Source organism: Arthrobacter sp. TmT3-37, assembly GCF_054510835.1.
The window spans coordinates 205902-228664 of record NZ_JBTNDU010000004.1; the positions used below are offsets into that span (position 1 = coordinate 205902).

A 22763-nucleotide genomic window follows, 5' to 3' on the forward strand; every position below is an offset into this window, starting at 1 on the left:
TCAGGCCAGGGCGAGCAGCGCGCCGACACCGACGAACAGCGACCCGAAGGTGCGGTTGAGGATCACCTGACCGCGGTCGTCGCGGGTGAAGCGCCGGAACGAGCGTGCCGTGCCGGCGTAGAAGAACCACATGACCAGGACGTCGATGGCGATGACGGTGGCTGCCAGCACGCCGTACTGGCCGAGCAGGGGCTGATCCGGGCGGATGAACTGGGGGATGAGGGCGAGGAAGAACACGATCGCCTTGGGGTTGAGCAGGTTCACCCAGACGCCGCGGCGGAACATCGAGAAGGCGCCCTCGCTGTGCAGCAGCGCCCGGACCTCGCTGTGCTCGGGCTTCTGCAGGAACTTCCGGATCCCGAGGTACACGAGGTAGGCGGCGCCGGAATAGCGGATCAGGTTGAAGGCGAGCGGGGAGTTGGTGACGAGGATCCCGACACCGGCCGCGGCGATGCCGATGTGGACGACCAGGGCCGCCTGCTGGCCGAGGATGCCCCAGATGGAACGCCGGAAGCCGACCGTCAGGGCGTTGCTCATCGTGTTCACGGCACCGGCACCCGGGACGAAGCTGATGAGCGTTCCGGCGCCGAGCAGCGCCAGCCAGAGGGAGGGATTCACCCGTACATGGTAAGCGCCGGGCGTCAGGCCTCCGAACCGTCGGCGTCGAGCTCGTTCCGGACGTAACGCACCACGCCGTCCACCGCGCCGTCGACCATCTTCCAGGTGGCCTCGAAGTCGCTGGCATCGCCGTACCAGGGGTCGTAGATGCCGAGGTGGTCGAGCTCCGTGTCCGTGGTCGAGGGGTCGAACTCGCGCAGGAGGTGGATCCTGTCGCGCGCGTCGTCGTCGGGCGCGTCCCGGCGCAGCTCACGGTAGTGGTCGAGGTCGAGGGCGAGGATCAGGTCGCGCTCGCGGTACCAGTCCGGTTCGAACATGCGGGCCCGGTGCAGGTGGCTCTCGATGCCGAGCTCGGTCAGCTTGGCCGCGGCACGCTCGTCGATCGGCCTGCCGGCCTCCCAGTCGGTGGTCCCCGCGGAGTCGACGACCACGTCGTCCCCCAGGCCCGCCTTGCCGAACGCATGGGTCAGCATGAGTTCGGCCATGGGCGAGCGGCAGATATTGCCTGTGCAGACGGTGACGATGCGGTACATCCCGCCAGCCTAGCGGCGGTCGCGCTCCGCGGCCTGCCCCGGGCCGCATGCGCCGCGGTCCGGAGCTAGTCGCGCGCGAGGATCTCCACGCTCGGCAGGAGGAACACGCCGTCGTCCCTGCGTGCCCACCGGCGCCACCCGTCGGCCAGCCGGTCGAGGGTCGGCTGGTCGGCGAGGCCGCGGTCGAGCGTCTGTTCGGCGAAGGCCGAGTGCAGCACGCGTTCCGCCCAGGATTCGGCATGGAAGCGGCGGTCCTCGGCGGTGGCGTAGGTCCAGTTCGACGACGACACCTCGACGTCCGCGAAGCCGGCCTCGGCCGCCCAGCCGGGGAGTCTCCGTCCCGCGTCGGGCTCGCCACGGTTGCCGCGCGCCAGCGTGCCGTAGAGCTCGCGCCATTCGTCCAGCTCGTCGATGGCGGGGTACCAGGTCATCGCTCCGAAGTCCGCTTCGCGGACGGCCACGATGCCGCCGGGCCGCACCACGCGGCGCATCTCGCGCAGTGCTGCCACGGGGTCGGCCAGGTGCTGCAGGAGCTGGTGGGCGTGGACGACGTCGAAGGACTCGTCGGCGGCGTCGAGGTCGTACACGTTGCCCTCGCGGAACTCGACATTCGCCACGTCCGCGTGGGCCTCGGACGCCTGGGCCACGACGTCCGCCGAGCTGTCGATGCCGAGCACCGACCCGGGTGCGACGATGTCGGCGAACCCCGCCGTGATGCTGCCCGGGCCGCAGCCGATGTCCAGCAGGTCGAGGCCGGTTTCGAGGAAGGGTTCGAGATAGGCGGCCGACGACGCGACGGTGCGTGCCGCATGCGCTGCCGTCACGCTCGGGTGGTGTCCGTGGGAGTAGACCTCGTCGTTCATACCTCGAGGCTAGCCGGTGGCGGGTCCGTCAGTCTGCGTCGGCGTCGTGCAGCGCCTCATTCTTCGCCGCGACCGTGGCCTCGGTCACCTTCCGCATCATGTCCCGCAGGAGCGCCAGGTCCTCGTCCGAGTACACGTCCAAAACTGCGTTGATGTGGCGGGCGAGCGGCGCGAACAGCATGGCACCCGTGATGCGCGCCTTCTCCGTCATCTCGAGGTGGACCTGCCGCCGGTCCACCTCACTGCGCCGGCGGGTCACATGGCCGGCGGAATCGAGGCGGTCGACGAGTGCGGTGGTGGCCGGTGAGCTCAGGTTCAGTTCCTCCCGCAGGAGCCCGGGCGTGACCGTGAGGCCGGCGCGTGCCGCGCCCATCATGATGCCCAGGGCGTGGAGGTCCGTGCGGTAGAGGCTGTCCCGTTCGCTGGCGACGTCGACATAGCGGTCCGTCTCGACCGTGAACTGCTGCATGAGTGCCATGAGCTCGTCCCTCGCAGCCATGATCCCTCGCCTTCTATCGCCTCCAGTTTAGGCTGGTTCCTATTATCTCCATGATAGATATACTTTACGATAGAGATAATTTCTGGGAGATGGAGAGATCATGAGGAACAGCTGGTTGAGGGTCCTGCTGCCCGTCGTCGTCGTACTGATCTGGCTGGTCGGGGCAGCGGTGGGCGGTCCGACGTTCGGGCGCCTCGAGGAGGTCTCGAGCAACGACCAGGCGTCGTTCCTGCCCGCGAGCGCCGAATCCACCGAGGCGGGCGAGCTGCAGCAGCGGTTCAGCGACTCGGACGCCGTCCCCGCGGTCCTCGTCGCCGAGTCGGACACCGCCATCGAGCCGCAGGACCTCGGCCTGTACGAGGAGGTCGGGGTGGCGCTCGGCGCGGTGGAGGGGCTGGAACCCCCGGCCGAGGGAGCGCCCGCCGTCGCCGGACCCATCCCGTCCGAGGACGGGCTGGCCGTCCAGTACATCGCCTTCGTCTCCTCCGACGCCGAACTCGCAGAGGTGGTCGGGGAGTTGCGCACCGTCCTTGCGGACGAACTACCCGACGGCGTGACCGGCTACGTGACCGGACCGGCGGGCTTCACCAACGATCTCGTGGAGGCCTTCGGCGGTATCGACGGGATCCTGCTCGGCGTGGCACTCGGAGCGGTGTTCCTCATCCTCCTCGCCGTCTACCGCTCCATCGTGCTGCCGTTCCTGGTGCTGCTGACCTCGGTGTTCGCGCTGGCGACGTCGATCCTGCTGGTGTTCGGTCTCGCGAAGCTCGACTGGATCCAGCTCAGCGGGCAGAGCCAGGGCATCCTGTCGATCCTCGTGATCGGTGCGGCCACCGACTATGCGCTGCTGCTCGTGGCCCGGTTCCGGGAGGCGCTCGCCGAGCACGAGACCACCTGGTACGCCATGCGGGTGGCCTACCGCGGGTCGGTGGAACCCATCCTGGCCTCCGGCGCGACGGTGATCCTCGGGCTGCTGTGCCTGCTGTTCTCCGATCTCAACTCGAACAGGAGCCTCGGGCCGATCGCGGCCATCGGCATCGTCTTCTCGCTGGCCGCAGCGCTGACCCTCCTCCCGTCGCTCCTCCTGCTGTTCGGCAGGGCGGCGTTCTGGCCGCTGCGGCCGCGCTACGACGCCGGGCTCTCGACCGCCGTCACCCCCCAGCACGGCAGGCATGCCGCACCCACCGCCGCAGGCGCGGAGATCGGCCTGGAGCGGCTCAGGGGCATCTGGAAGCGGGTCGCACTGCTGGTGGCCCGCCGGCCCCGCGTCCTGTGGATCGCGTCACTGCTCATCCTCGTCGCCGGTGCGCTCGGCCTCACCCAGCTCCAGGCCAGTGGCGTGCCGCAGTCGGCACTGATCCTCGCGCCGTCGAACGCCGTCGACGGGCAGGAGGCCCTCGGTCGCCACTTCGACGCCGGCTCCGGCAGCCCCGTCTACGTGGTCGCACCGGAGGCCGACTCCGACGCCGCCCTCGATGTGGTCACCGGGCAGGACGGCATCTCGGGCGCCGCGCTGACCGTCGACGCCGCGGGAGTGCCCGCCGTCGAGGACGGGCAGGTCCTGATCAGCGGGACGCTCGAGTTCCAGGCGGACTCCGGGCAGGCGGAGGACGTGGTGCGGGAGCTGCGGACGGCGCTCGACGACGCCAGTCCCGACGCGCTGGTGGGCGGCGTCACCGCGGTGGCGATCGACACCAACGACACGGCCCTCGCGGACCTCGTCAAGATCATCCCGATCGTGCTGCTCGTCATCCTCGGAGTGCTGATCGTCCTGCTGCGCTCCGTCGTCGCACCCGTGCTCCTCGTGGCCAGCGTGGCGCTCTCGAACGCCACGGCCCTGGGCGTCTCCGCACTGGTGTTCAACGGCATCTTCGGGTTCGAGGGCGCCGATGCCTCCGTGCCGCTCTTCGCCTTCGTGTTCCTGGTGGCGCTCGGCGTGGACTACAACATCTTCCTCATGACCCGGGTACGCGAGGAGTCGCTGCGCATCGGCACGCGGCCGGGCATCCTCCGGGGGCTCGGCGTCACGGGCGGGGTGATCACCTCTGCCGGCGTGGTCCTGGCGGCGACCTTCGCCGCGCTGGGCGTGATCCCGATCCTGTTCCTCGCGCAGATCGCGTTCATCGTGGCGTTCGGCGTGCTGCTGGACACCGTGCTGGTCCGCTCGCTGCTGATCCCCGCGCTCGCCTACGACATCGGACCGAAGATCTGGTGGCCGTCCGGGCTGGGCAGGGTCGCGTCGCCACGGTAGCCGCGCGCGTCCGCCGGTGGCCACCGCCGGGTCCGTGCACCGGTCGCTGACAGCCCGTAGCTGTGCGTTTCCTGCACAGCGACCGCACAGCTACGGGAAAGCCCTGCCCCAGGTGTCGGCACCAGGCTGGAGGAACACCACCAGCCCGCAGGAGGACGCCGTGATCAGCTACCGACCCACCCCCGAACTCACCCCCGAACTCACCCCTGGACGCAAGGGCATCAGGGCGGCCATCGGTGCCATGGCCCTGGTCGCGGTGCTCGGCACCACGGCGTTCGCTCCGGTCGGCGCCGATCCCACGGCGCCCGTCGCCGGCGCCCGGACCGCCGTCGTCGTGGGGACCACCCTCCCGGCGGAGCAGGCCATCGTCCGGAGGCAGGATCCCGGCGGCTCGCTCGACCAGGGCGCTGCAGCGGGACCCCTCTCCGCCTGAGACCCCGCTCCTCCGGACCCGTGCGGGATACTGGACGGGACCTTCGACCGACCCCACCGCTCCGCCCCGCTCCGCCCGCAGCGCACGCCGGCCCCGCCGCATCCAGACGACACCAAGGTAGACACGATGGCCGACGCCACGCACCACTCCATGACCGACAACCTGCCGCGGTTGGCGCACCCGGACGGCAGCCCTATCCGGGCGCTCGTGGTGGACGACGAGACGAGCCTCGCGGAACTCGTGAGCATGGGCCTGAGGATGGCCGGCTGGAGCGTGACGACCGCCGGCGACGGAGCCACGGCGATATCCGCGGCACGGGATTTCCGCCCCGACGTCCTCGTGCTCGACGTCATGATGCCCGGTGTGGACGGCATCGAGGCGCTGAAGAAGATCCGCACCTTCGCACCGAACGTCCCGGCCCTCTTCCTCACGGCCAGGGACGCCGTGCAGGACCGCATCTCCGGGCTGTCCGCCGGCGGCGACGACTACGTCACCAAGCCCTTCAGCATGGAAGAACTCATGCTGCGCCTCCACCGCCTCGTCCAGCGCTCCGGCGTCGCGGCGTCGGACTCCGCGGAACTGGTGGTCGGCGACCTCGTGATGAACGTGGACACGCGCGAGGTCACCCGCAACGGAGAGGACATCGCCCTGACCTCGACCCAGTGGGAGCTGCTGCGCTACCTCATGGAGAACCCGCGCCGCGTGGTCAGCAAGGCGCAGATCCTCGACAACGTCTGGAACTACGACTTCGGCGGCCAGGCGAACATCGTCGAGCTGTACATCTCCTACCTCCGCAAGAAGATCGACGCCGGGCGTACACCGATGATCCACACCGTTCGGGGCGCCGGCTACGTCCTCAAACCCGCCGCCTCATGACCCCGCAGGACCCCGCCGGCGATCGACCGGGCCGCCGGCCGCTGCACCTGCGCACGAAACTGATCCTGGCGACCCTCGCCCTGCTCACGGCGATCTGCATCGCGATCGCCGTCCTCAGCCACCTCGCCATGAGCAGCTACCTGACCCGCCAGCTCGATGCTGCCCTCGAGCCCGCCGCCGGCCGGGCGGGCTACCCCGGCGGGCGACCACCGGGGAACGACCAGCGGCCGTCCCGTGACGTCGACCCGGAGAACGCAGCCGGCCAGCGACCGGGAACCCTCAACGCGGTGTTCGACGACGGTGAGGCGCGGAACTCCGCGCTCGTGCAGGACGACGGCACGACCGAGCCCCTCACCGGAGCCGATCTCGGCCTGCTGGCCGGCATCGAACCCGCCGACGGTCCCGAGGAACTGGTGCTCTCGAGCGGGCGCTACCGGGTGGACGCGGCGGACCTCCCCGTCGCGTTCGACCCCGACGGGGGCGTCCTGGTCACCGGCCTGTCCACGGTGGAGCGGGACAGCACCCTCGTGTCCCTGGACATCACCGTCGCCGCGCTCTCCCTCGCCGGGCTGGCACTCACGGGCCTTGCCGGCACGGTGATCATCCGCCGGTCCCTGCGCCCGCTCGAGGAACTCTCCGCCGTGGCGACGTCCGTCTCGCAGCTCCCGCTGTCCTCGGGGGAGGTGGCCATCCCCGTGCGGGTCCCGCCTGCCGCAGCGCAGCCGGGCACGGAGGTCGGGACGGTGGGGCTGGCCCTGAACGAGATGATCGACCACGTCACCAGTGCGCTGAGGGAACGCCACGCGAGCGAGACGAAGGTGCGGCAGTTCGTCGCCGACGCGAGCCACGAACTGCGCACCCCCCTGACCTCCATCCGCGGCTACACCGAGCTGATCCTGATGAGTGAGACCGTCAGTCCGTCCGGGCGTGCCGCGCTCGAACGCGTCGACAGCGAGTCCAAGCGCATGTCCTCCCTCGTCGAGGACCTCCTGCTGCTCGCGCGACTCGACGAGGGACAGCGCGGCGAGGCGTCCGACGTCGACCTGACGGAACTGGTCATCGAGACGACGAGCGACGCCCGGGTGGCCGCCCCGGGATATGCCTGGAGCCTGGACCTGCCGGACGAGCCCGTCGAGGTACGCGCCGTCGGGGCCGAGATCCGCCAGGTGCTCATCAACCTGCTCGCCAACGCACACAGGCACACCCCGCCGGGTACCGCGATCTCCACGGCGCTCGCAGTCGGCGACGCCAGGGCGAGCATCACCGTCACGGACTCGGGTCCCGGCATCGACCCGGCGTTCCTCGACACGATCTTCACGCGCTTCAGCAGGGGCGACGCCGCGCGGAGCGCGAGCGCAGGGAGCACCGGTCTCGGGCTGGCGATCGTCCAGGCGCTCGTGGAGGCCAACAGTGGAACCATCAGCGTGACCAGCGAGCCCGGCCGGACCCGGTTCACCGTGAACCTGCCGCTCCCGCCGGCGGGTCGCGACCCCGACCAGGAGCGCTCCTAGGCAGACCGCGCCCACGTGGAGTACGGCCATGCCGTGGTCGCTCGATAGGGTCAGGGGTATGAACGAACTCGCCGACTTCCTGGACGCACGCATCACCGAGGACGAGAAGGCCGCCCGCGTGGGCAACCTTCCCGAGGAGGTGTGGGGTGCCCGCGGGTGGTACGACCCCGAGCGTGTCCTTGCGGAGTGCCGGTCGAAGAGGAAGCTCATCGATTACGTGAGTGCCGGCCTCGACGAATCGGACGGGCTCGCGGTCCTCCGGCTCGTGGCCCTGCCGTGGGCAGGTCATACCGCCTACCGCCAGGACTGGAGGGCCTAGGAGCGGGCGTGCTTCGCCTCCTTCGGACGGACTAGCCGGGAGCGGGTCCGGCGGAGCGTTGCGGGGCGTCCTCGGCAGAAGGCGTCGGCGGGCAGAGGTCCGTGATCAGGCCGGTCCCGGCGCACTCCCGGACGGCCCGGATGCCCGCCACGGCCGCCGCCTTCCCCGGGAACGGCTTGGACACGGCGATGACCGTCCCGTCCGGTGTCCTCAACCTGAACCTGAAGGCATCGTCCCGATCATGGAAGAGTTCGAACGCCGCGGCCATGGTGCCCCCTGCAATCGGCCCGGACAGAAGGACTGCTCGGGCTCGCTGTCGAATCCGGGACTCGAGGCCGAGTCCCGTCTGGCCCGGTGACGGAATAGGGCTTGCCCCATGTGACCCCAGCCACACCCAAACCCCGATGATAAGCAGTCTGCGGACTACTGGCGAGTACGTGTCACCGGCGAACCGGGGCCGATGCCCGGTCCGGGAGGGAACGCCCGGAGGAAGAACGCTGCCCGACCGGTGCCGCAATCAGCGCAGTGGCCCGACGCGCCGGATGGCTCCCTAGGGGCGCCTCCGCCATTCCACAAGCTTTGCGCAAGAAGCTGTGGATACCGCGCCGCCTCCTCCCGCCGTCGCTACCCTTGAACTGTGCCCATCCATCCGACCCCGCCTCCTGGCCAGCACCAGGAGGGGACGGCGCTCCCACAGGGCGACGCCGTCCGGGCCCCGGACGCGCCGGGCAGGGCTGCGCCTCTCCTGGACCTCGACGTCCTGCGGGACATGGAGCGCGACTTCCCGGACACGTTCGTCGTCGAGCGTTTCGCCCGCGACTTCTCCGAGACGCTGGAAGGAAAGATCGACCGCCTGGAGGCCTGGTTGCAGGACGGCGACCCCATGGCCGCCCAGGACGCCGTGCTCAGCGTGACGACGTCGGCGGCGATGGTGGGAGCCACCCGCCTGAAGCAGGCCGCACTCGCCACTCAGCGCTTCCTCGCTGCCGACGACCTCGGCGCCGCTCAGCGGTCGGTCGCGCTGCTCCGGGGCTGTGCGACCGATACCGTCCGTGAACTGCTCGACACCTACCTGGGACGCCACTAGCCGGACGCGCGCTCCTGCCCCGGATCGACGCGCCTCGGCATGATCCGGAAGCCCACGCCACGCACCGTCGTGATGAGCTCGGGGTCGCCTTCCGATCGGGCGAGTTTCTGGCGCAGGTTGGCGATGTGCACCTCGATGGCACGTTCGTCCGTGCGGCTCACGAAGTTGTACCCGCGGTAGTCACGGCCGCGGGACACGCGGACCAGCTCCTCCTTCGTGCGCACGGCGCCGTTGCTCGCCATCAACTCGTGGAGCAGGTTGAACTCGGTCTTCGTGAGCGGCAGCTCGACGCCGGAGCAGGTCGCCGTGCGGGCTTCGCTGTCCACGACGAGACTGCCGTTCCGCAGGAGGCCTGCCGTCCCCTTGGCGGTCCCGGCGTCCGTGGGACGATCGGGTGCAGTCGCAGGTCCTGGCGCAGGTCCTGCTGCTGCGGGCGGCTGTGTCGGAGGGTGCTGCGCGTTCTGGCCGATGCGCGGCCTGCGGAGCATCGCGTCGATGCGCGCCCTGAACTCGCGGGGGCGGAAGGGCTTCAGCACGTAGTCGTCGGCGCCGGCCTGGAGCGCCGTGAGGATGTCCATCTCGTCCGTGCGTCCGCTGAGGACGATCACGTAGCAGTCCGTCGTGGAGCGGATCCGCCGTAGGACCTCGTACCCGTCGATATCGGGCAGTCCGATGTCCAGCGTGACCACGGCCGGGTGTTCCCGGCGGACGACGTCGACACCCTCGCGGCCGCTGGACACGCCGCTGACCTGGAAGCCACCCTGCTCGAGGATGGCGGACACGAGGTTCCTGATGTCGAGATCGTCCTCGATCACGACGGCGGCCCGGCGGTCACCGGAGAGGGGGCTATTCATGACCGGGTGCCTGATGGTGGCGGTTGGCCCAGCGCGGCGTCACCAGGACCGCCGCCGTCCGTGTGGACCCCGGGGAGTACCGTGCTGGGAGGACTGTATTGACTTGGCGTGTCCGAGGCATACTCCGTGGACCTGTTCTCTTCGGCGGCCCGGCTGACCTCGTGGGTTCCGTGGCTTTGCGTCCCCGGTTCGCACCGGGTTTGCCTTTGTCGACGAGCGGCTGCCCGCCCGACGATCTTAGCAATGTCGGGTGACACTTCTGCCACTGCGGGTGCGCAGCAGGAGAAGCCGGTCCGAAGGGGCCCGAGACGCTCACGCCGTCCCTGCTCCCGGCCGGCGCAGGACGGCGGACGCGCGGAGGACCGCCTCGCCGACGGCATCGAGGGACCGGGAGCCGTGCCGCCACTGCTGCCAGTGGAGCGGGACGTCCACGTGGCCACCCGGCTCGAGGGGGCTGACGTCGCCGGTGGGTGGTCCGGCCTCCAGCTCGAGTTCGGACATCAGCCCCCACCCCATGCCGAGCCGGATCGCGTCGGCGAACTCCTGCGCTGCCGGGACGAAGTGGCGGGGCGGGGAGACGGGCCGCCGGGTAAGGGTGCGCAGGTAGCGGTCCTGCAGGTCGTCCTTGCGGTCGAAGACGATCACGGGAGCGTCCGCGAGGCGGTCCGGGCCCGCACCGTCGGGGAACCACTTCTCCCGGAAAGCCCGCGCGCACACCGGGACGTAGCGCATGATGCCCAGGGGCCGGGACGAGCATCCCTGCACGGGCTCGGCGATGGAGGTGATGGCTGCGGCGGCGGTCCCGTCGCGCAGCAGATCGAGGGAATGCTGCTGGTCCTCCCGCAGTATCTCGACCTGCAGGCTCTCGGCGAGTGGTGCCAGGGCCGGCAGGACCCAGGTGTGCAGCGAGTCCCCGTTGATGACGATCGTGATGCGCTGGTGCTGCCGTTCGCCGGCGGCTCCCAGCTCGGAGGCGAGGTCCGCGGACAACAGGTCGAACTGACGTGCGAAGCGGACGATGGCCTCGCCGGCCTCGGTGGGACGCAGCGGACGGGTGCGTGTGATCACCGGACGCCCGACGGCCACCTCGAGTGCGCGGATGCGCTGGCTCACCGCCGAGGGCGTCACCGAGAGCAGGGCGGCGGCCCCCTCGAAGCTACCCTCCCCTACGATGGCCGCGAGGGCCCTTGCCTGCGCCGGTTCGATGCTAAACATGAGCCCGTCTTACCACACTGAAGAATCATTAGCTGGCCTGAGGGTCCTTCCACTCCTACCGTGGTGGTGTGATTGCTTCCGCTGCTACCGGCCTCGCTGCCGGACTGACCCTGATCGTCGCCATCGGCTCCCAGAACGCCTTCGTCCTGAGCCAGGGCCTGCGGCGGTCCCACGTGGCCTTGGTCGTGACCGTGTGCGCACTCTCGGATCTCGTGCTGATCGCCCTCGGAGTCGGCGGACTGGGTGTGGTGGTCACCGGCGCCCCCGTCGTCCTCGAGGTGGTGCGCTGGGCAGGGGCAGCCTTCCTCACCGGCTATGCGGTGGTTGCCGCGCGCCGGGCCGTCCGGGGTGGCACGCTCGATGCCGACAGCCGGACGGGCACCTCCTGGCGGGCCGCGCTCGGTACCTGCCTCGCCCTCACCTGGCTGAACCCGCACGTCTACCTCGACACCGTGCTGCTGCTGGGATCGCTGGCCAGCACCCACGGGACCCCGGGGAAGTGGTGGTTCGCAGCGGGAGCCGGCCTGGGGAGCATCCTCTGGTTCACGGCACTCGGTGTCGGCGCGCGGTACCTCGCCCCGGTCTTCACCCGACGGTGGGCCTGGCGTGTCCTCGACGGGTCGATCGCCGTCGTCATGCTCGTCCTCGCGGTGATGCTCGTCGTGTAGCCGCGCGGGCGAGCGGGCGGGGCACCACCGCGGCAACGCCGTCGGCGCGGTCTGCCGGAGGCAGGCGTCGGGAGACGGCGGACGTCCCACCGGCCGGAAGGGCGGCTGACGTCAGGAGCCGACGATCGCCTGTGCTGCCGGGATCGGGCCGACCGCGGTGCGGGGTGACCGTCGGAGCAACCAGGTCAGGGCCTCGTCCCGTCGCTCGAAGTACTCGATCGGGTACGACGGCCGGTGCACCGCCTGGAAGTGGGCGACGAGCACCCTCTCGACGGGCGAAGCGCCGACGACGGCGACCGCCGGGAGGTTCCGCGCGGAGGACAGTGCGGTGAACGCTTCCCTGGAGAGGGTGACCATGCCGTTGAGGTCGGCCAGGATCGGAGGAAGGCATCCCGGGGCCAGTGCCTGCACGCGGACCCCGAGTGCCTCGATGTCGCCCGCGGTCACTTCGATGGATCTCGCCCAGCGCAGCGTCAGCACGCCGGTCGCGAGGTACTCCAGGTGGAACCTGGCGGTCTCCGCGGAAGGTGGAGTCACCGGGCACCTCCTCCCTCGTGCGGCTGTCGGGCCGGCTCTGTCCTCCCGGGGAAGCGGTACCGGCGGCCTCTTCCGGGGCCGCCGGCACCGTGGATCGGGTCTCACGCCTCTCCAGGTGTCCGACGGCTGGGGGAACCGCCGGACGGTCCAGCGTACCCGACGGGCAGACCGGTCTGTCTACCCTAGGATGGACGGACGAGTCGACAGCAGGGGAGATCCATGGTTGCAGCGGCGGCAGTCCAGACGAAGGACGCCCGGGAGCGGATCCTCGGGACGTCGTACGACCTGTTCCTGCAGCGCGGGGTCCGGGCTGTCGGGGTGAACGAGATCATCGCGACGGCCGGCGTGGCCAAGGCGACCTTCTATCATCACTTCCCGTCGAAGGACGATCTGGTCATGGCGTTCTTCGAGCGCCGTCAGCGCCTCTTCACGATCGGCTATCTCGGGGCGGAGAGCGAGCGCCGCGCGGATACGCCCCGCGGACAGCTGCTGGCGATCTTCGACATCTTCGACGAGTGGTTCCACACGCCGGACTTCGCCGGCTGCCCCTACATCCGTGCCCTGCTGGAAACCGGCCCGCGGCATGCGATCGGGGCGGCCGCCGTCCTCTACCTGGACGACATCCGTTCCACGGTCGAGAAGGCCGCCACGGCGATGGGCCTGACCGACGCGGAGGATTTCGCCTACTGCTGGCTGGTCCTCATGCAGGGCGCCGTCGTCTCGGGTGTGGGCATCGATCCCGGCAGCAGTGCACGGATCAAGCGGCTCGGGAAGCACCTCATCGGCCTCCACACGCCCCTCGAGGGCGGGGAGGCAGACCGGACCATCCGATAGGGGTGTGCCTCGTCCGCGCCCGGATCGGCCCCCGCGTCCGCGTTCGCTACCATCGGTAGCACCACCTCGGGCGGTGCACGACCTGCGCGAGGACCGGGCATGGCCTGTGCAGGGGCGGTCGATCGTTGCGGCGAGGCCGTATCCGGTCAGGCTTCGGGGAGCTGCCTGGGCGGCCGGAGGGACATCGCGCGATGGCGGGAGCTGCATGAGGCTGGATGTTGTGACGCTGCAGGTTGCGTTCGGCGTGATCGCGCTGACCCTGCTGGTGCTGTTCTACGGCGTGAGCGTGCGGCGCAGCCACTCCACCTACAGCACCTGGTGGTGCGCGGCGATCGCCTCGTTCCTCACGGGCACCGGTCTCTACCTGTGTGATGGTACGGTCCACCAGGTCTGGGCCAACCCGGCCGGCAACGCCCTGCTGGTGGCAGGAGCCGCATGCGTGTGGGCCGGCGCGCGGGCCCTGCGCACGACGGCACCGAGACCGTGGCAGATCCTGATCGCACCGGTCATCACGGTGGTGGCCTCCGCCTTCGACAGCCCGTCGACGAACACCTGGTCCGCCGGAGGGTTCCTCCTCGCCTTCATGACGTTCTTCATCGGACGCGCCTCCCTCGAGATCTGGCGGCTGGACCCCAACACGACCACCACGCAGCGTCCGCTCGCGGTCGCGTCCGGTGCCCTGGGTCTGTACTACCTGTGCCGGTGGATCGCCTTCGTGGCCACCGGCCCCTCCTCGTCGACCTTCCAGACCTACTTCGGCACCGTTCCCACGACCCTGTTCACCATGGTCCTGCTGATCGTGGTGTCCTTCACCATGGCGACCCTCAGCAACGAACAGGCCCTCAAGGAGCTTCGGGCGCAGGCCAGCCACGATGAACTGACGGGGATCCTGAACCGCCGCGGTTTCCTCGAACTGGCGGAGTCCGAGATACGCAACCTGCCGACCCGGGACACCCCGAGCACCCTCGTCCTGGCCGACATGGACAACTTCAAGCAGGTCAACGACACGCACGGACATCCTGCAGGAGACTCGGTCCTCCAGGCGGTCGCGGCAGCCTGTACCCGCTCGGTCCGTTCGACGGACCTCGTCGGACGCTACGGTGGGGAGGAATTCGTCCTCCTGCTCCCCGGCGCAGGGCTCGACAGCGCGGAGCTGGTCACCGAGCTGATCAGCAAGACCCTGCGCATGAGCCAACCCGCCTTCGATTTCCCCCTCCCCACCATCAGCTACGGACTGGCAGCACTGCCGCCCGGGCCCGACCGCATCGGCAACGCGATCGCAGCCGCCGATGTGGCCCTCTACACCGCCAAGGAACTGGGCCGCGACCGCGCCGTCAGGGCGGACCAGCACTGAACGGCATCACGTCCTCACCAGGGGCGGCACGGGCGCCACCTCATATGCCGGGCCTTGGTCCGACACAGCAGTGGCACAGGGTGCCCCCGGAACGTAGGAGAAGAATCCTTCCCCACGAACCGGAGACCAGCCCATGAACATCCTGATCCTCATCGCCGCAGACCTCCTGGCGATCACACTCCTGACCATCGGCCTGTACCTGCGCCGGCACCGCCGTCGCGACCTCGTGGTCTCCTACCTCGGCATGAACGTCGGAGTCCTCGCAGTGGCGACGGCCCTCTCGGGATCCGCGGCCGGCGTCGGCCTGGGCCTCGGGCTGTTCGGTGTCCTCTCCATCATCCGCCTCCGCTCCACCGAGCTGGCACAGCACGAAGTGGCCTACTACTTCTCCGCGCTCGCCCTCGGGCTGATCGCGGGCCTCGGCGCGGAGCCGCTGTGGCTCCCGCTCGCCCTCATGGGGCTGGTCCTCGCCGTCATGGTCATCGGTGACCACGCACGGGTGCTCCCGGCCTACCGGCACCAGGTCGTGGTGCTGGACCGGGCCATCAGTGACGAGACGATGCTCCGGGTCCGCCTCGCAGAGGTGCTGAACGCCCGGATCCACTCCGCCACCGTGTCCGAGCTGGACCTCGTGAACGACAGGACCACCGTCGAGGTCCGCTACGAGGCGAGCACCGCCGGTGCCGACGCGCGGCGGGCCCCCGTTCCACCGTCGACCGCCATGCCGCCGCAGGCCCCGGCCGGGACCACCTGCTCCACCGACCTGCCCGAGGCGATGCCCGCAGCCGATCCGGCGCACGTCCCGTCCCTGCCGCCGGTTCAGGAGGATCCGGCCGGCAGTGCACGGGCGACGGTGGGTGTGTCGTGAATGCCGGTGCCTTCGCCGGCCTGGACCGCAGGGCGTCCGTCAGCCTCGAGGACCTGAACAGCGCAGCCGCCCTGCAGACCAGGATGGACCGCAAGTACGTGGTCGGGACGCGTCTCGCCGCGAACGTCCTCCGATCGTTCGACGCCGACGTCCGCGTCCTCGAGATGCTGGGGCGGCGGTCCTTCACCTACGACTCGGTCTACTTCGACACCCCGACCCTGGACAGCTACCTCCTCGCCGCCCATGGCAGGCGCCGCCGCTACAAGGTCCGCACCCGCACCTACGTGGACAGCGCTGCCGGCTTCCTCGAGGTGAAGACCGAGGGGGCGCGTGCGGCCACCGTCAAGGAGCGCATCCCCTACGCGCTCTCCGACAGCCACCGCCTCACCCCTCGGGGCCTGGACTACGTCCACGAGACACTCGCCTGCTCCATCGGGTCGGTGCCCTCCGGCGTCCTGCGGCCCGTGATCGAGACGCGCTACCGACGCATCACGCTCTACCTCCCCGCGTCGGGGAGCCGGGCCACGATCGACCTCGGCGTCACCTGGCGCAGGCCCGGTGGCCAGGCCCACGAACTCGACGGCGCCGTCATCATCGAGACGAAGTCCGGCGGCGCGGCCGGCGCCCTCGACCGCCACCTCTGGGCCTCCGGCATCCGGCCCGGCAGGATCTCCAAGTTCGCCACCGGCATGGCCGTCCTCGATCCGACGCTTCCGGCCAACCGGTGGCACCGCACCGTCTCCACCGGACTTCCGCTCGGACTCGTCTCCCTCTGACACCACACGTCCCGAAGGACCCCCATGCGCATCCCCTCCCTCACTGCACACCGCAGCACAGCCCTGAAGACCTCCGTCGCCGCACTCGCGCTCACACTCTCTCTCGCCGCCTGCAGCACGGGGACCACGAACGCCGGTACCGCGAACGGCACCACCGACACCACCACAACGGACGCGACCACGACCGACACCGGCGACACCACCGACGCGACCGCGGTCGTCGCCGGTGCGGCCGACATCACCGAGGACACCCACTACGACGCCGACGACCTCACCTGGGACGCCGCGGAGGAAGTAGCGGTCACGCTCGCGGACGGTGCCAGCAGCGCCACGGACGACGGTGTCGCCGCCGACGGTGTCACCGTCGACGGCGACACCGTCACCATCACGGCCGCCGGCACCTACCGGATGTCCGGCAGCCTCGCCGACGGCCGGGTGGTCGTCGCAGCAGGGGAGGAGGACGTGGTCCGCATCGTCCTCGACGGCGTCGAGCTGACCAGCAGCACCGGATCCCCCTTCGTCGTCACGAGCGCGAACGAGGCCCTGGTCCACCTCGAGGACGGCACCGCCAATACGCTGAGCGACGCCGACAGCTATGCGGACACCAGCACGGACGCCCCGGATGCGGCCCTGTACTCGATGGCCGACCTCACCATCGCCGGCGCAGGCACCCTCACGGTGACCGGCCATGCCGACAACGGCATCGTGTCGAAGGACGGACTCGTCCTCGCAGCGGGGAACGTCACCGTCGAGGCCGTGGACGACGGCATCGAGGGCAAGGACTACATCGCCCTGCTCGGCGGCACCTACGACGTCACGGCCGGCGGCGACGGCGTGAAGGCCACCAACGAGGACGAGGACGGCCGCGGCTGGTTCACCGTCTACGGCGGGCAGCTGGTGGTGTCCTCGGGCGACGACGGCGTCAAGGCGGCCACCCTGCTCACCGTCGATGCGGGGGCAGTGGAGGTCACCGACTCCGTCGAGGGCCTGGAGGCCCAGCACATCGCCGTCAACGGAGGCTCGGTCGACGTCACCTCCAGCGACGACGGCGTGAACGCGGCAGGTGGGTCGTCCGGTGCCACCAGCGGCGGGGGCGGCATGGGCGGCGGGTCCATGGCGGCCGGAGACTACACGGTCAGCGTGACGGGCGGGACGCTCACCATCGACTCGGAGGGAGACGGCCTCGACTCCAACGGCGACGCGAGCATCACCGGAGGCACCGTCGTCGTGAACGGACCGACGGGCCAGGGCAACGGCGCCCTGGACGTGAACGGCGAGCTGACGGTCGACGGCGGGACGGTCACCGCAGCGGGCAGTTCCGGCATGGTCGTCACCCCGGGTGCGTCGTCGACGCAGTCGGGCGTGCAGCTGACGTTCGGCGCGACGATCCCGGCCGGTACCGCGATCCAGATCGCGTCGTCGGACGGCACCGTGGTGGGTTCCTTCGTGGCGAGCAAGGACCTCGCGTCGCTGATCTTCTCCTCGGCGGCGATCACCGAGGGTGGGACCTACATCGTCTACACGGGTGGCACCACGGTCGCCACGGAGGGCGTCACCGAGGGCACGTTGGACGGTGCCGAGGAACTCGGCAGCGTCACGGCCGGCGAGTACACGCAGTCCGAAGGCCCCGGCGGACGCTGACGGCGCGGCAGGAGCGGGGAGGCCCCGGCTTCCCCGCTACCGCCCGTTGTCGGCCCGTTCCTCGATCCAGTCCGTCGCGGCATCGGAGAGGAAGACGCCCTCGGGCCCGCGCTCACCCATCCACCAGGAATCGGAGGCGATCAGGCCACCGGCCCGGCTGATGTCCGCCACGACCTCGGGCGTCAGGGCCGTCCCGTTGTTGCTGATGAGCCACTGCCGCGTCTCCGGCATCACATCGTTCCACCACTCGTCGAGTTCCATGCCCGCAGTATCGCATCGCGGGAGTCTTCGAACCGTCAGTCCTTCCTATAGTGTGCGACGCACAGTATAGTAACGGCCATGAGCGACGACCTCCTCCAGGGCCACCTCCAGGAGCTGCGACGCGGCACCGTGGTCCTGGCCTGTCTGTGTCGCCTTCGGCATCCCGATTACGGGTACGCCCTGCTCGAGTCCCTCGAGGCATCCGGCATCCACGTCGACGCCAACACCCTCTATCCACTCCTGCGGCGCCTCGAGAAGCAGGGCCTGCTGACCAGCGAGTGGAACACTGCCGAATCCCGTCCCCGCAAGTTCTATCGGACGAGTCCGGCCGGCGACGACCTCGCCGCCACCCTCACGGCCGACTGGGATCGGCTGACCACATCGCTGCATCGCCTCGCCGAAGGGGACAGATCATGACCAGCCTCACCGACCGATACATCTGGGCCGCCGTCCGCACCGTCCCGGAGGCCCAGCGCTCCGGCCTCGAACCCGAGATCCGGGAGATGATCGAGGAATCCATCGACGTCCGCCTCGCCGCCGGCGATGATCCGGCCTCCGCCGAACGGGCCACCCTCACCGGATTGGGTGACCCCGAGCGCCTCGCCGCCGACTACGTGGACCGCCCGCTGGTGCTGGTGGGTCCGCGGTACTACCTCGAGTGGTTGCGCCTCCTGAAGACCATCGCCTTCATCTCCGTCCCCATCGCCGCGGCCGCCGTGTTCGTCGTCCAGCTCTTCACCACGGGCAGCGTCGGCGGCGCGATCGGCAGCGCGGCGGCGACGGCGATCAGCGTGACGGTGCACGTCGGTTTCTGGACCACCCTGCTGTTCGTCATCCTGGAGCGCACGGGCTCCACGGAGGCCGGGATGGAGTGGACGGTCGACCGGCTCCCGGAGCTGCCCGACGGCTCCCGTGACGGCCGCCGGTCCGAACTGGTCGCCTCGCTGGTGTTCCTTGCGGTATTCGCGGGCCTGATCCTGTGGCAGCAGGTGCGACCTGCGGTCCGCGCCGAGGACGGGAGCGGGATACCGCTCCTCGACCCCGCGCTCTGGACCTCCTGGCTTCCGTGGTTCCTCGGGCTGATCGTCGCCGAGGCATTCTTCGCGACCTGGATCTTCCGGCGCGGGTGGTCCTGGTCCGCAGCCGCCGTGAACCTCGTCCTCGGCGTCGCCTTCACGGTACCGGCGCTCCAGCTCTGGGCCGCGGGGGACCTCCTGAACCCGGCCTTCCTCGACGCCACCGGCTGGGATCCCGGCGTCGCGACGGAGGGCTGGACCGTCAGCACCATCGTGACCGCATCCGTCCTGGTCCTCGCCGTCTGGGATGTCGCCGACGGTTTCCTGAAGGCAGGGCGTGCATCGGGTGCGGCGTCGCCGCGCCGGGTCCTCGCCGATCACTGACGCGTACCGGCCGGCCACAGGGCGCAGGCGTACCGTGGGCGCATGGCAGACACAGATTCCCGTCAGCAGCACATCGTCAGCACCCTCGTCGAGGCCCACCAGGACCTCATGGAAGTGGATCCCCTCGCCTTCCGTGCGAGGTTCCGGAAGATGGCGGCGGATCCCTACGCCTTCTACCGCGGCAGCGCGGCCCTGTTCTACACGGACATGGCGGAGCTCGACGACGCCTGGGCGGACGAGCGCACGGGCCGGGTCTGGATCCACGGGGACCTCCACGCCGAGAACTTCGGCACCTACATGAGCAACCAGGGGCGGCTCACCTTCGACGTCAACGATTTCGACGAGGCGTACGTGGGCCACTTCTCCTGGGACCTGCGCCGCTTCGTCGCCTCGCTGACGCTGCTCTGCTGGCAGAAGGCCCTGCCGTCACGGGCGGTCCGGGACCTGGCGCACACCTATCTCGAGGCGTATCTCGGCCGGGTCGAGGACTACGTGGACAACGAGCAGTCCACGTTCGCCTTCGGGCTCGACAACGCCGAGGGCTCCATCTACCGCGTCCTGCAGCAGGCCCGCGCGGCCCGGCGGACGGGGCTGCTCGACTCGCTCACCCTGATCGAGGACTACGAGCGGACGTTCCGCGACGACGGATCCATCCGGGCGCTCGACGACGACGAGTACGCCGAGGTGGCCGACGCCTTCGAGCGCTACCTCGGGACCGTCCCGGACAGCGAGCGGTCGCGCCGCCGGGTGTTCTACCGGATCAAGGGCATCGTGGGCAAGAAGGGTTTCGGCATCGGCAGTGCGGGACTTCCGACCTACAACGTGCTGATCGAGGGCTTCGACGAGGCCCAGGAGAACGACATCATCCTGACCATGAAGCAGTCCAACATCGCCGCGCCCAGCCGGATCGTCCGGGACGAGCGCGTGCGCGGTTATTTCGAGGACGACGGGCACCGCGCCGTCATCAGCCAGCGCTCCCTGCAATCCCACACCGACCCCTTCCTGGGGTACACGACCATCCGGGGGGTCTCGTTCGTGGTGTCCGAACTCTCCCCCTACAAGCGGGACCTGTCCTGGGACGACCTCACCGAACCCGAGCAGATGGATCCCGTGCTCGAGGCCCTCGGACAGGCCACGGCGAAGATCCACTGCTCCACCGACGAGGACAGCGACCACGACCTCGTGCCGTTCCGCACCGAGACGGCCATCATGGCCGCCGTCGACCGCGACCGGGACGGATTCCTGGAGGACATCGTCGGTTTCGGCGAGGCGTATGCGGACACCGTCCGGCAGGACCATGCCCTCTTCGTCGACGCCTTCCGCGAGGGCCTCATCAGCGCCGTCCCCGCAGCATGACCAGAAGAAGTTGAGTCCGCAAGGCTCAACTTCATTTTGCCCCTGGGGGCTACCGGGCCTATACTTGAGTGCAGAACGCTCAATCTACGCGCCCGGCGGATGAGCGCCTCGCAAATCCCGGGCAGTCGAAAGGAATTTGCATGTCACGTGCAGTAGGTATTGACCTCGGAACCACCAACTCGGTCGTCTCGGTTCTCGAAGGTGGCGAGCCCACCGTCATCGCGAACGCCGAGGGCGCACGCACCACGCCGTCGATCGTCGCTTTCTCCAAGTCCGGCGAGGTCCTGGTCGGCGAGATCGCCAAGCGCCAGGCCGTCAACAACATCGACCGCACCATCTCGTCGGTCAAGCGCCACATGGGCACCGACTGGACCGTCGGCATCGACGACAAGAAGTACACGCCGCAGGAGATCTCGGCCCGCATCCTCCAGAAGCTCAAGACCGACGCGGAGAGCTACCTCGGCGAGAAGGTCACGGACGCCGTCATCACGGTTCCCGCCTACTTCAACGACGCCGAGCGCCAGGCCACCAAGGAGGCCGGTGAGGTCGCCGGCCTGAAGGTCCTGCGCATCGTCAACGAGCCCACCGCGGCAGCCCTCGCGTACGGACTGGACAAGGGCAAGGAGGACGAACTCATCCTCGTGTTCGACCTCGGCGGCGGAACGTTCGACGTCTCCCTCCTCGAGGTGGGCAAGGACGAGGACGCGTTCTCGACCATCCAGGTCCGCTCGACCGCCGGTGACAACCGCCTCGGTGGCGACGACTGGGACCAGCGCGTGGTCGACTACCTGCTGTCGCAGGCGAAGGCCAAGGGCGCGGACCTGTCGAAGGACAAGATCGCCCTGCAGCGCCTGAAGGAAGCTGCCGAGCAGGCCAAGAAGGAACTGTCCTCGGCGACGTCCACCAACATCTCCCTGCAGTACCTCTCCGTCACGGCGGACGGCCCCGTCCACCTCGACGAGCACCTCTCGCGCGCCAAGTTCCAGGACCTCACCAAGGACCTGCTGGACCGCACCAAGAAGCCGTTCAACGACGTCATCTCCGAGGCCGGGATCAAGGTCGGCGACATCGACCACATCGTCCTGGTCGGCGGATCCACCCGCATGCCCGCCGTCGTCGAACTCGTGAGGGAGCTCGCGGGCGGCAAGGAACCCAACAAGGGCGTCAACCCCGATGAGGTCGTCGCCGTCGGTGCCGCCCTGCAGGCCGGTGTCCTGAAGGGCGAGCGCAAGGACGTCCTCCTGATCGACGTCACGCCGCTGTCCCTCGGCATCGAGACCAAGGGCGGCATGATGACCAAGCTCATCGAACGCAACACGGCCATCCCCACCAAGCGCAGCGAGACCTTCACCACGGCGGACGACAACCAGCCGTCCGTGGCCATCCAGGTCTTCCAGGGCGAGCGCGAGTTCACCCGCGACAACAAGCCGCTGGGCACGTTCGAGCTGACCGGCATCGCGCCGGCTCCGCGCGGCGTCCCGCAGGTCGAGGTCACCTTCGACATCGACGCCAACGGCATCGTGCACGTGTCCGCGAAGGACAAGGGCACGGGCACCGAGCAGTCGATGACCATCACCGGTGGCTCGTCCCTCTCCAAGGAGGACATCGACCGCATGGTACGCGAAGCCGAGGAGCACGCGTCCGAGGACAAGAAGCGCCGTGAGGCCGCCGACACCCGCAACGGTGCCGAGCAGCTCGCCTACTCGGTGGACAAGCTGATCGCCGACAACTCGGACAAGCTGCCCGAGGACGTCCGGACCGAGGTCCAGGCCGACGTCGACGCCCTCAAGAAGGCGCTCGAGTCGCAGGACAACGACGACGAGGTCAAGTCGGCCTTCGAGAAGCTGCAGGCCTCCCAGTCGAAGCTCGGTGAGGCGATCTACGCGTCCGCCCAGCAGGACGCGGGCTCCGCCGGCGCCCCGGACGACGACCAGTCAGCCTCCACCGGCAGCGACGAGGACATCGTCGACGCCGAGGTGGTCGACGAAGACACCAACGAGAAGAAGTAG

At 69.6% G+C, this 22763-nt stretch carries 25 protein-coding genes and 1 riboswitch; of the genes, 16 read left to right on the forward strand and 9 right to left on the reverse strand.

Annotated features, from left to right (window positions below; all coding sequences use genetic code 11):
• The 4 genes from ACX80U_RS08035 to ACX80U_RS08050 form a co-directional block, all read right to left on the reverse strand.
• A complete protein-coding gene (locus ACX80U_RS08035; RefSeq protein ID WP_459268022.1) occupies window positions 1-618 on the reverse strand; it encodes a LysE family transporter in 618 nt (205 codons plus the stop codon).
• Window positions 619-641: 23 nt separating this feature from the next.
• Window positions 642-1151 (reverse strand): arsenate reductase/protein-tyrosine-phosphatase family protein, encoded by a 510-nt coding sequence (locus ACX80U_RS08040; protein WP_133081296.1) that lies wholly within the window; start codon window positions 1149-1151, stop codon window positions 642-644.
• A gap of 65 nt (window positions 1152-1216) precedes the next feature.
• Window positions 1217-2014 carry a methyltransferase domain-containing protein gene (locus tag ACX80U_RS08045; protein ID WP_133081295.1) on the reverse strand — a complete coding sequence of 266 codons (798 nt, stop codon included), beginning with the start codon at window positions 2012-2014 and terminating at the stop codon, window positions 1217-1219.
• 28 nt (window positions 2015-2042) lie between these two features.
• Complete coding sequence (locus ACX80U_RS08050) at window positions 2043-2513, reverse strand: MarR family winged helix-turn-helix transcriptional regulator (RefSeq protein ID WP_459268023.1); 471 nt, start codon at window positions 2511-2513, stop codon at window positions 2043-2045.
• A 100-nt stretch (window positions 2514-2613) separates the two neighbouring features.
• Here ACX80U_RS08050 and ACX80U_RS08055 point away from each other — a divergent pair, with 100 nt between their 5' ends.
• From ACX80U_RS08055 to ACX80U_RS08075, 5 genes are all read left to right on the forward strand, one after another.
• Window positions 2614-4764, forward strand: a complete 2151-nt coding sequence (locus ACX80U_RS08055) for an MMPL family transporter (protein WP_459268024.1) — start codon at window positions 2614-2616, stop codon at window positions 4762-4764.
• Window positions 4765-4924: 160 nt separating this feature from the next.
• On the forward strand, window positions 4925-5197 hold the full coding sequence (locus tag ACX80U_RS08060; RefSeq protein ID WP_208740146.1) for a hypothetical protein: 273 nt from the start codon (window positions 4925-4927) through the stop codon (window positions 5195-5197).
• Window positions 5198-5323: 126 nt separating this feature from the next.
• Window positions 5324-6073, forward strand: a complete 750-nt coding sequence (locus ACX80U_RS08065) for a response regulator transcription factor (protein ID WP_459268025.1) — start codon at window positions 5324-5326, stop codon at window positions 6071-6073.
• Window positions 6070-7584: a sensor histidine kinase gene (locus ACX80U_RS08070; RefSeq protein ID WP_459268026.1), complete on the forward strand. Its 1515-nt coding sequence runs from the start codon at window positions 6070-6072 to the stop codon at window positions 7582-7584. Before ACX80U_RS08065 ends, ACX80U_RS08070 begins: the two co-directional genes overlap by 4 nt.
• A 58-nt stretch (window positions 7585-7642) precedes the next feature.
• Complete coding sequence (locus ACX80U_RS08075) at window positions 7643-7903, forward strand: DUF6221 family protein (RefSeq protein ID WP_133081290.1); 261 nt, start codon at window positions 7643-7645, stop codon at window positions 7901-7903.
• Between the two features lie 31 nt (window positions 7904-7934).
• Here ACX80U_RS08075 and ACX80U_RS08080 read toward each other — a convergent pair whose 3' ends face one another.
• Entirely contained in the window at window positions 7935-8171 is a 237-nt protein-coding gene (locus ACX80U_RS08080) for a YegP family protein (RefSeq protein WP_459268027.1), read from the reverse strand.
• A gap of 369 nt (window positions 8172-8540) precedes the next feature.
• Here ACX80U_RS08080 and ACX80U_RS08085 point away from each other — a divergent pair, with 369 nt between their 5' ends.
• Window positions 8541-8990 (forward strand): Hpt domain-containing protein, encoded by a 450-nt coding sequence (locus ACX80U_RS08085; protein ID WP_459268028.1) that lies wholly within the window; start codon window positions 8541-8543, stop codon window positions 8988-8990.
• Here the strand turns inward: ACX80U_RS08085 and ACX80U_RS08090 are convergent.
• Window positions 8987-9844, reverse strand: a complete 858-nt coding sequence (locus ACX80U_RS08090; RefSeq protein ID WP_459268029.1) for a response regulator transcription factor — start codon at window positions 9842-9844, stop codon at window positions 8987-8989. The two genes, ACX80U_RS08085 and ACX80U_RS08090, sit on opposite strands and share 4 nt — an antisense overlap.
• Before the next feature lie 140 nt (window positions 9845-9984).
• Window positions 9985-10059: riboswitch (cyclic di-GMP riboswitch) on the reverse strand.
• Window positions 10060-10156: 97 nt separating this feature from the next.
• Window positions 10157-11059, reverse strand: coding sequence for an ArgP/LysG family DNA-binding transcriptional regulator (locus ACX80U_RS08095; protein WP_459268030.1), 903 nt, complete (start codon window positions 11057-11059; stop codon window positions 10157-10159).
• A 68-nt stretch (window positions 11060-11127) separates the two neighbouring features.
• On the opposite strand from ACX80U_RS08095, the gene ACX80U_RS08100 reads away from it, so the two are divergent.
• Window positions 11128-11727: a LysE/ArgO family amino acid transporter gene (locus tag ACX80U_RS08100; protein ID WP_208739325.1), complete on the forward strand. Its 600-nt coding sequence runs from the start codon at window positions 11128-11130 to the stop codon at window positions 11725-11727.
• 111 nt (window positions 11728-11838) lie between these two features.
• On the opposite strand, the gene ACX80U_RS08105 is transcribed toward ACX80U_RS08100, so the two are convergent.
• Window positions 11839-12264 (reverse strand): DUF7793 family protein, encoded by a 426-nt coding sequence (locus ACX80U_RS08105; protein WP_459268031.1) that lies wholly within the window; start codon window positions 12262-12264, stop codon window positions 11839-11841.
• A 219-nt stretch (window positions 12265-12483) separates the two neighbouring features.
• Between ACX80U_RS08105 and ACX80U_RS08110 the strand changes: the two genes are divergently transcribed.
• The 5 genes from ACX80U_RS08110 (at window position 12484) to ACX80U_RS08130 (ending at window position 17737) form a co-directional block, all read left to right on the forward strand.
• Window positions 12484-13098, forward strand: a complete 615-nt coding sequence (locus ACX80U_RS08110; RefSeq protein WP_208739323.1) for a TetR/AcrR family transcriptional regulator — start codon at window positions 12484-12486, stop codon at window positions 13096-13098.
• 205 nt (window positions 13099-13303) lie between these two features.
• Complete coding sequence (locus tag ACX80U_RS08115; protein WP_133081282.1) at window positions 13304-14452, forward strand: GGDEF domain-containing protein; 1149 nt, start codon at window positions 13304-13306, stop codon at window positions 14450-14452.
• A gap of 133 nt (window positions 14453-14585) precedes the next feature.
• Window positions 14586-15320, forward strand: coding sequence for a DUF4956 domain-containing protein (locus ACX80U_RS08120; RefSeq protein ID WP_459268032.1), 735 nt, complete (start codon window positions 14586-14588; stop codon window positions 15318-15320).
• The gene (locus ACX80U_RS08125; RefSeq protein WP_459268033.1) at window positions 15317-16096 is read left to right on the forward strand and encodes a polyphosphate polymerase domain-containing protein; all 780 of its coding nucleotides are present in this window, start codon (window positions 15317-15319) and stop codon (window positions 16094-16096) included. Before ACX80U_RS08120 ends, ACX80U_RS08125 begins: the two co-directional genes overlap by 4 nt.
• Before the next feature lie 24 nt (window positions 16097-16120).
• The gene (locus ACX80U_RS08130; protein WP_459268034.1) at window positions 16121-17737 is read left to right on the forward strand and encodes a carbohydrate-binding domain-containing protein; all 1617 of its coding nucleotides are present in this window, start codon (window positions 16121-16123) and stop codon (window positions 17735-17737) included.
• Window positions 17738-17773: 36 nt separating this feature from the next.
• Here the strand turns inward: ACX80U_RS08130 and ACX80U_RS08135 are convergent, their stop codons facing one another.
• On the reverse strand, window positions 17774-17998 hold the full coding sequence (locus ACX80U_RS08135) for a hypothetical protein (RefSeq protein WP_208739320.1): 225 nt from the start codon (window positions 17996-17998) through the stop codon (window positions 17774-17776).
• Between the two features lie 78 nt (window positions 17999-18076).
• Here ACX80U_RS08135 and ACX80U_RS08140 point away from each other — a divergent pair, with 78 nt between their 5' ends.
• The 4 genes from ACX80U_RS08140 (at window position 18077) to dnaK (ending at window position 22763) form a co-directional block, all read left to right on the forward strand.
• Entirely contained in the window at window positions 18077-18415 is a 339-nt protein-coding gene (locus ACX80U_RS08140; RefSeq protein ID WP_133081278.1) for a PadR family transcriptional regulator, read from the forward strand.
• Entirely contained in the window at window positions 18412-19398 is a 987-nt protein-coding gene (locus ACX80U_RS08145; RefSeq protein ID WP_208739319.1) for a hypothetical protein, read from the forward strand. Before ACX80U_RS08140 ends, ACX80U_RS08145 begins: the two co-directional genes overlap by 4 nt.
• Window positions 19399-19440: 42 nt before the next feature.
• Window positions 19441-20754 carry a DUF2252 domain-containing protein gene (locus ACX80U_RS08150; RefSeq protein ID WP_208739318.1) on the forward strand — a complete coding sequence of 438 codons (1314 nt, stop codon included), beginning with the start codon at window positions 19441-19443 and terminating at the stop codon, window positions 20752-20754.
• A gap of 140 nt (window positions 20755-20894) precedes the next feature.
• Complete coding sequence (dnaK, locus tag ACX80U_RS08155; RefSeq protein WP_208739317.1) at window positions 20895-22763, forward strand: molecular chaperone DnaK; 1869 nt, start codon at window positions 20895-20897, stop codon at window positions 22761-22763.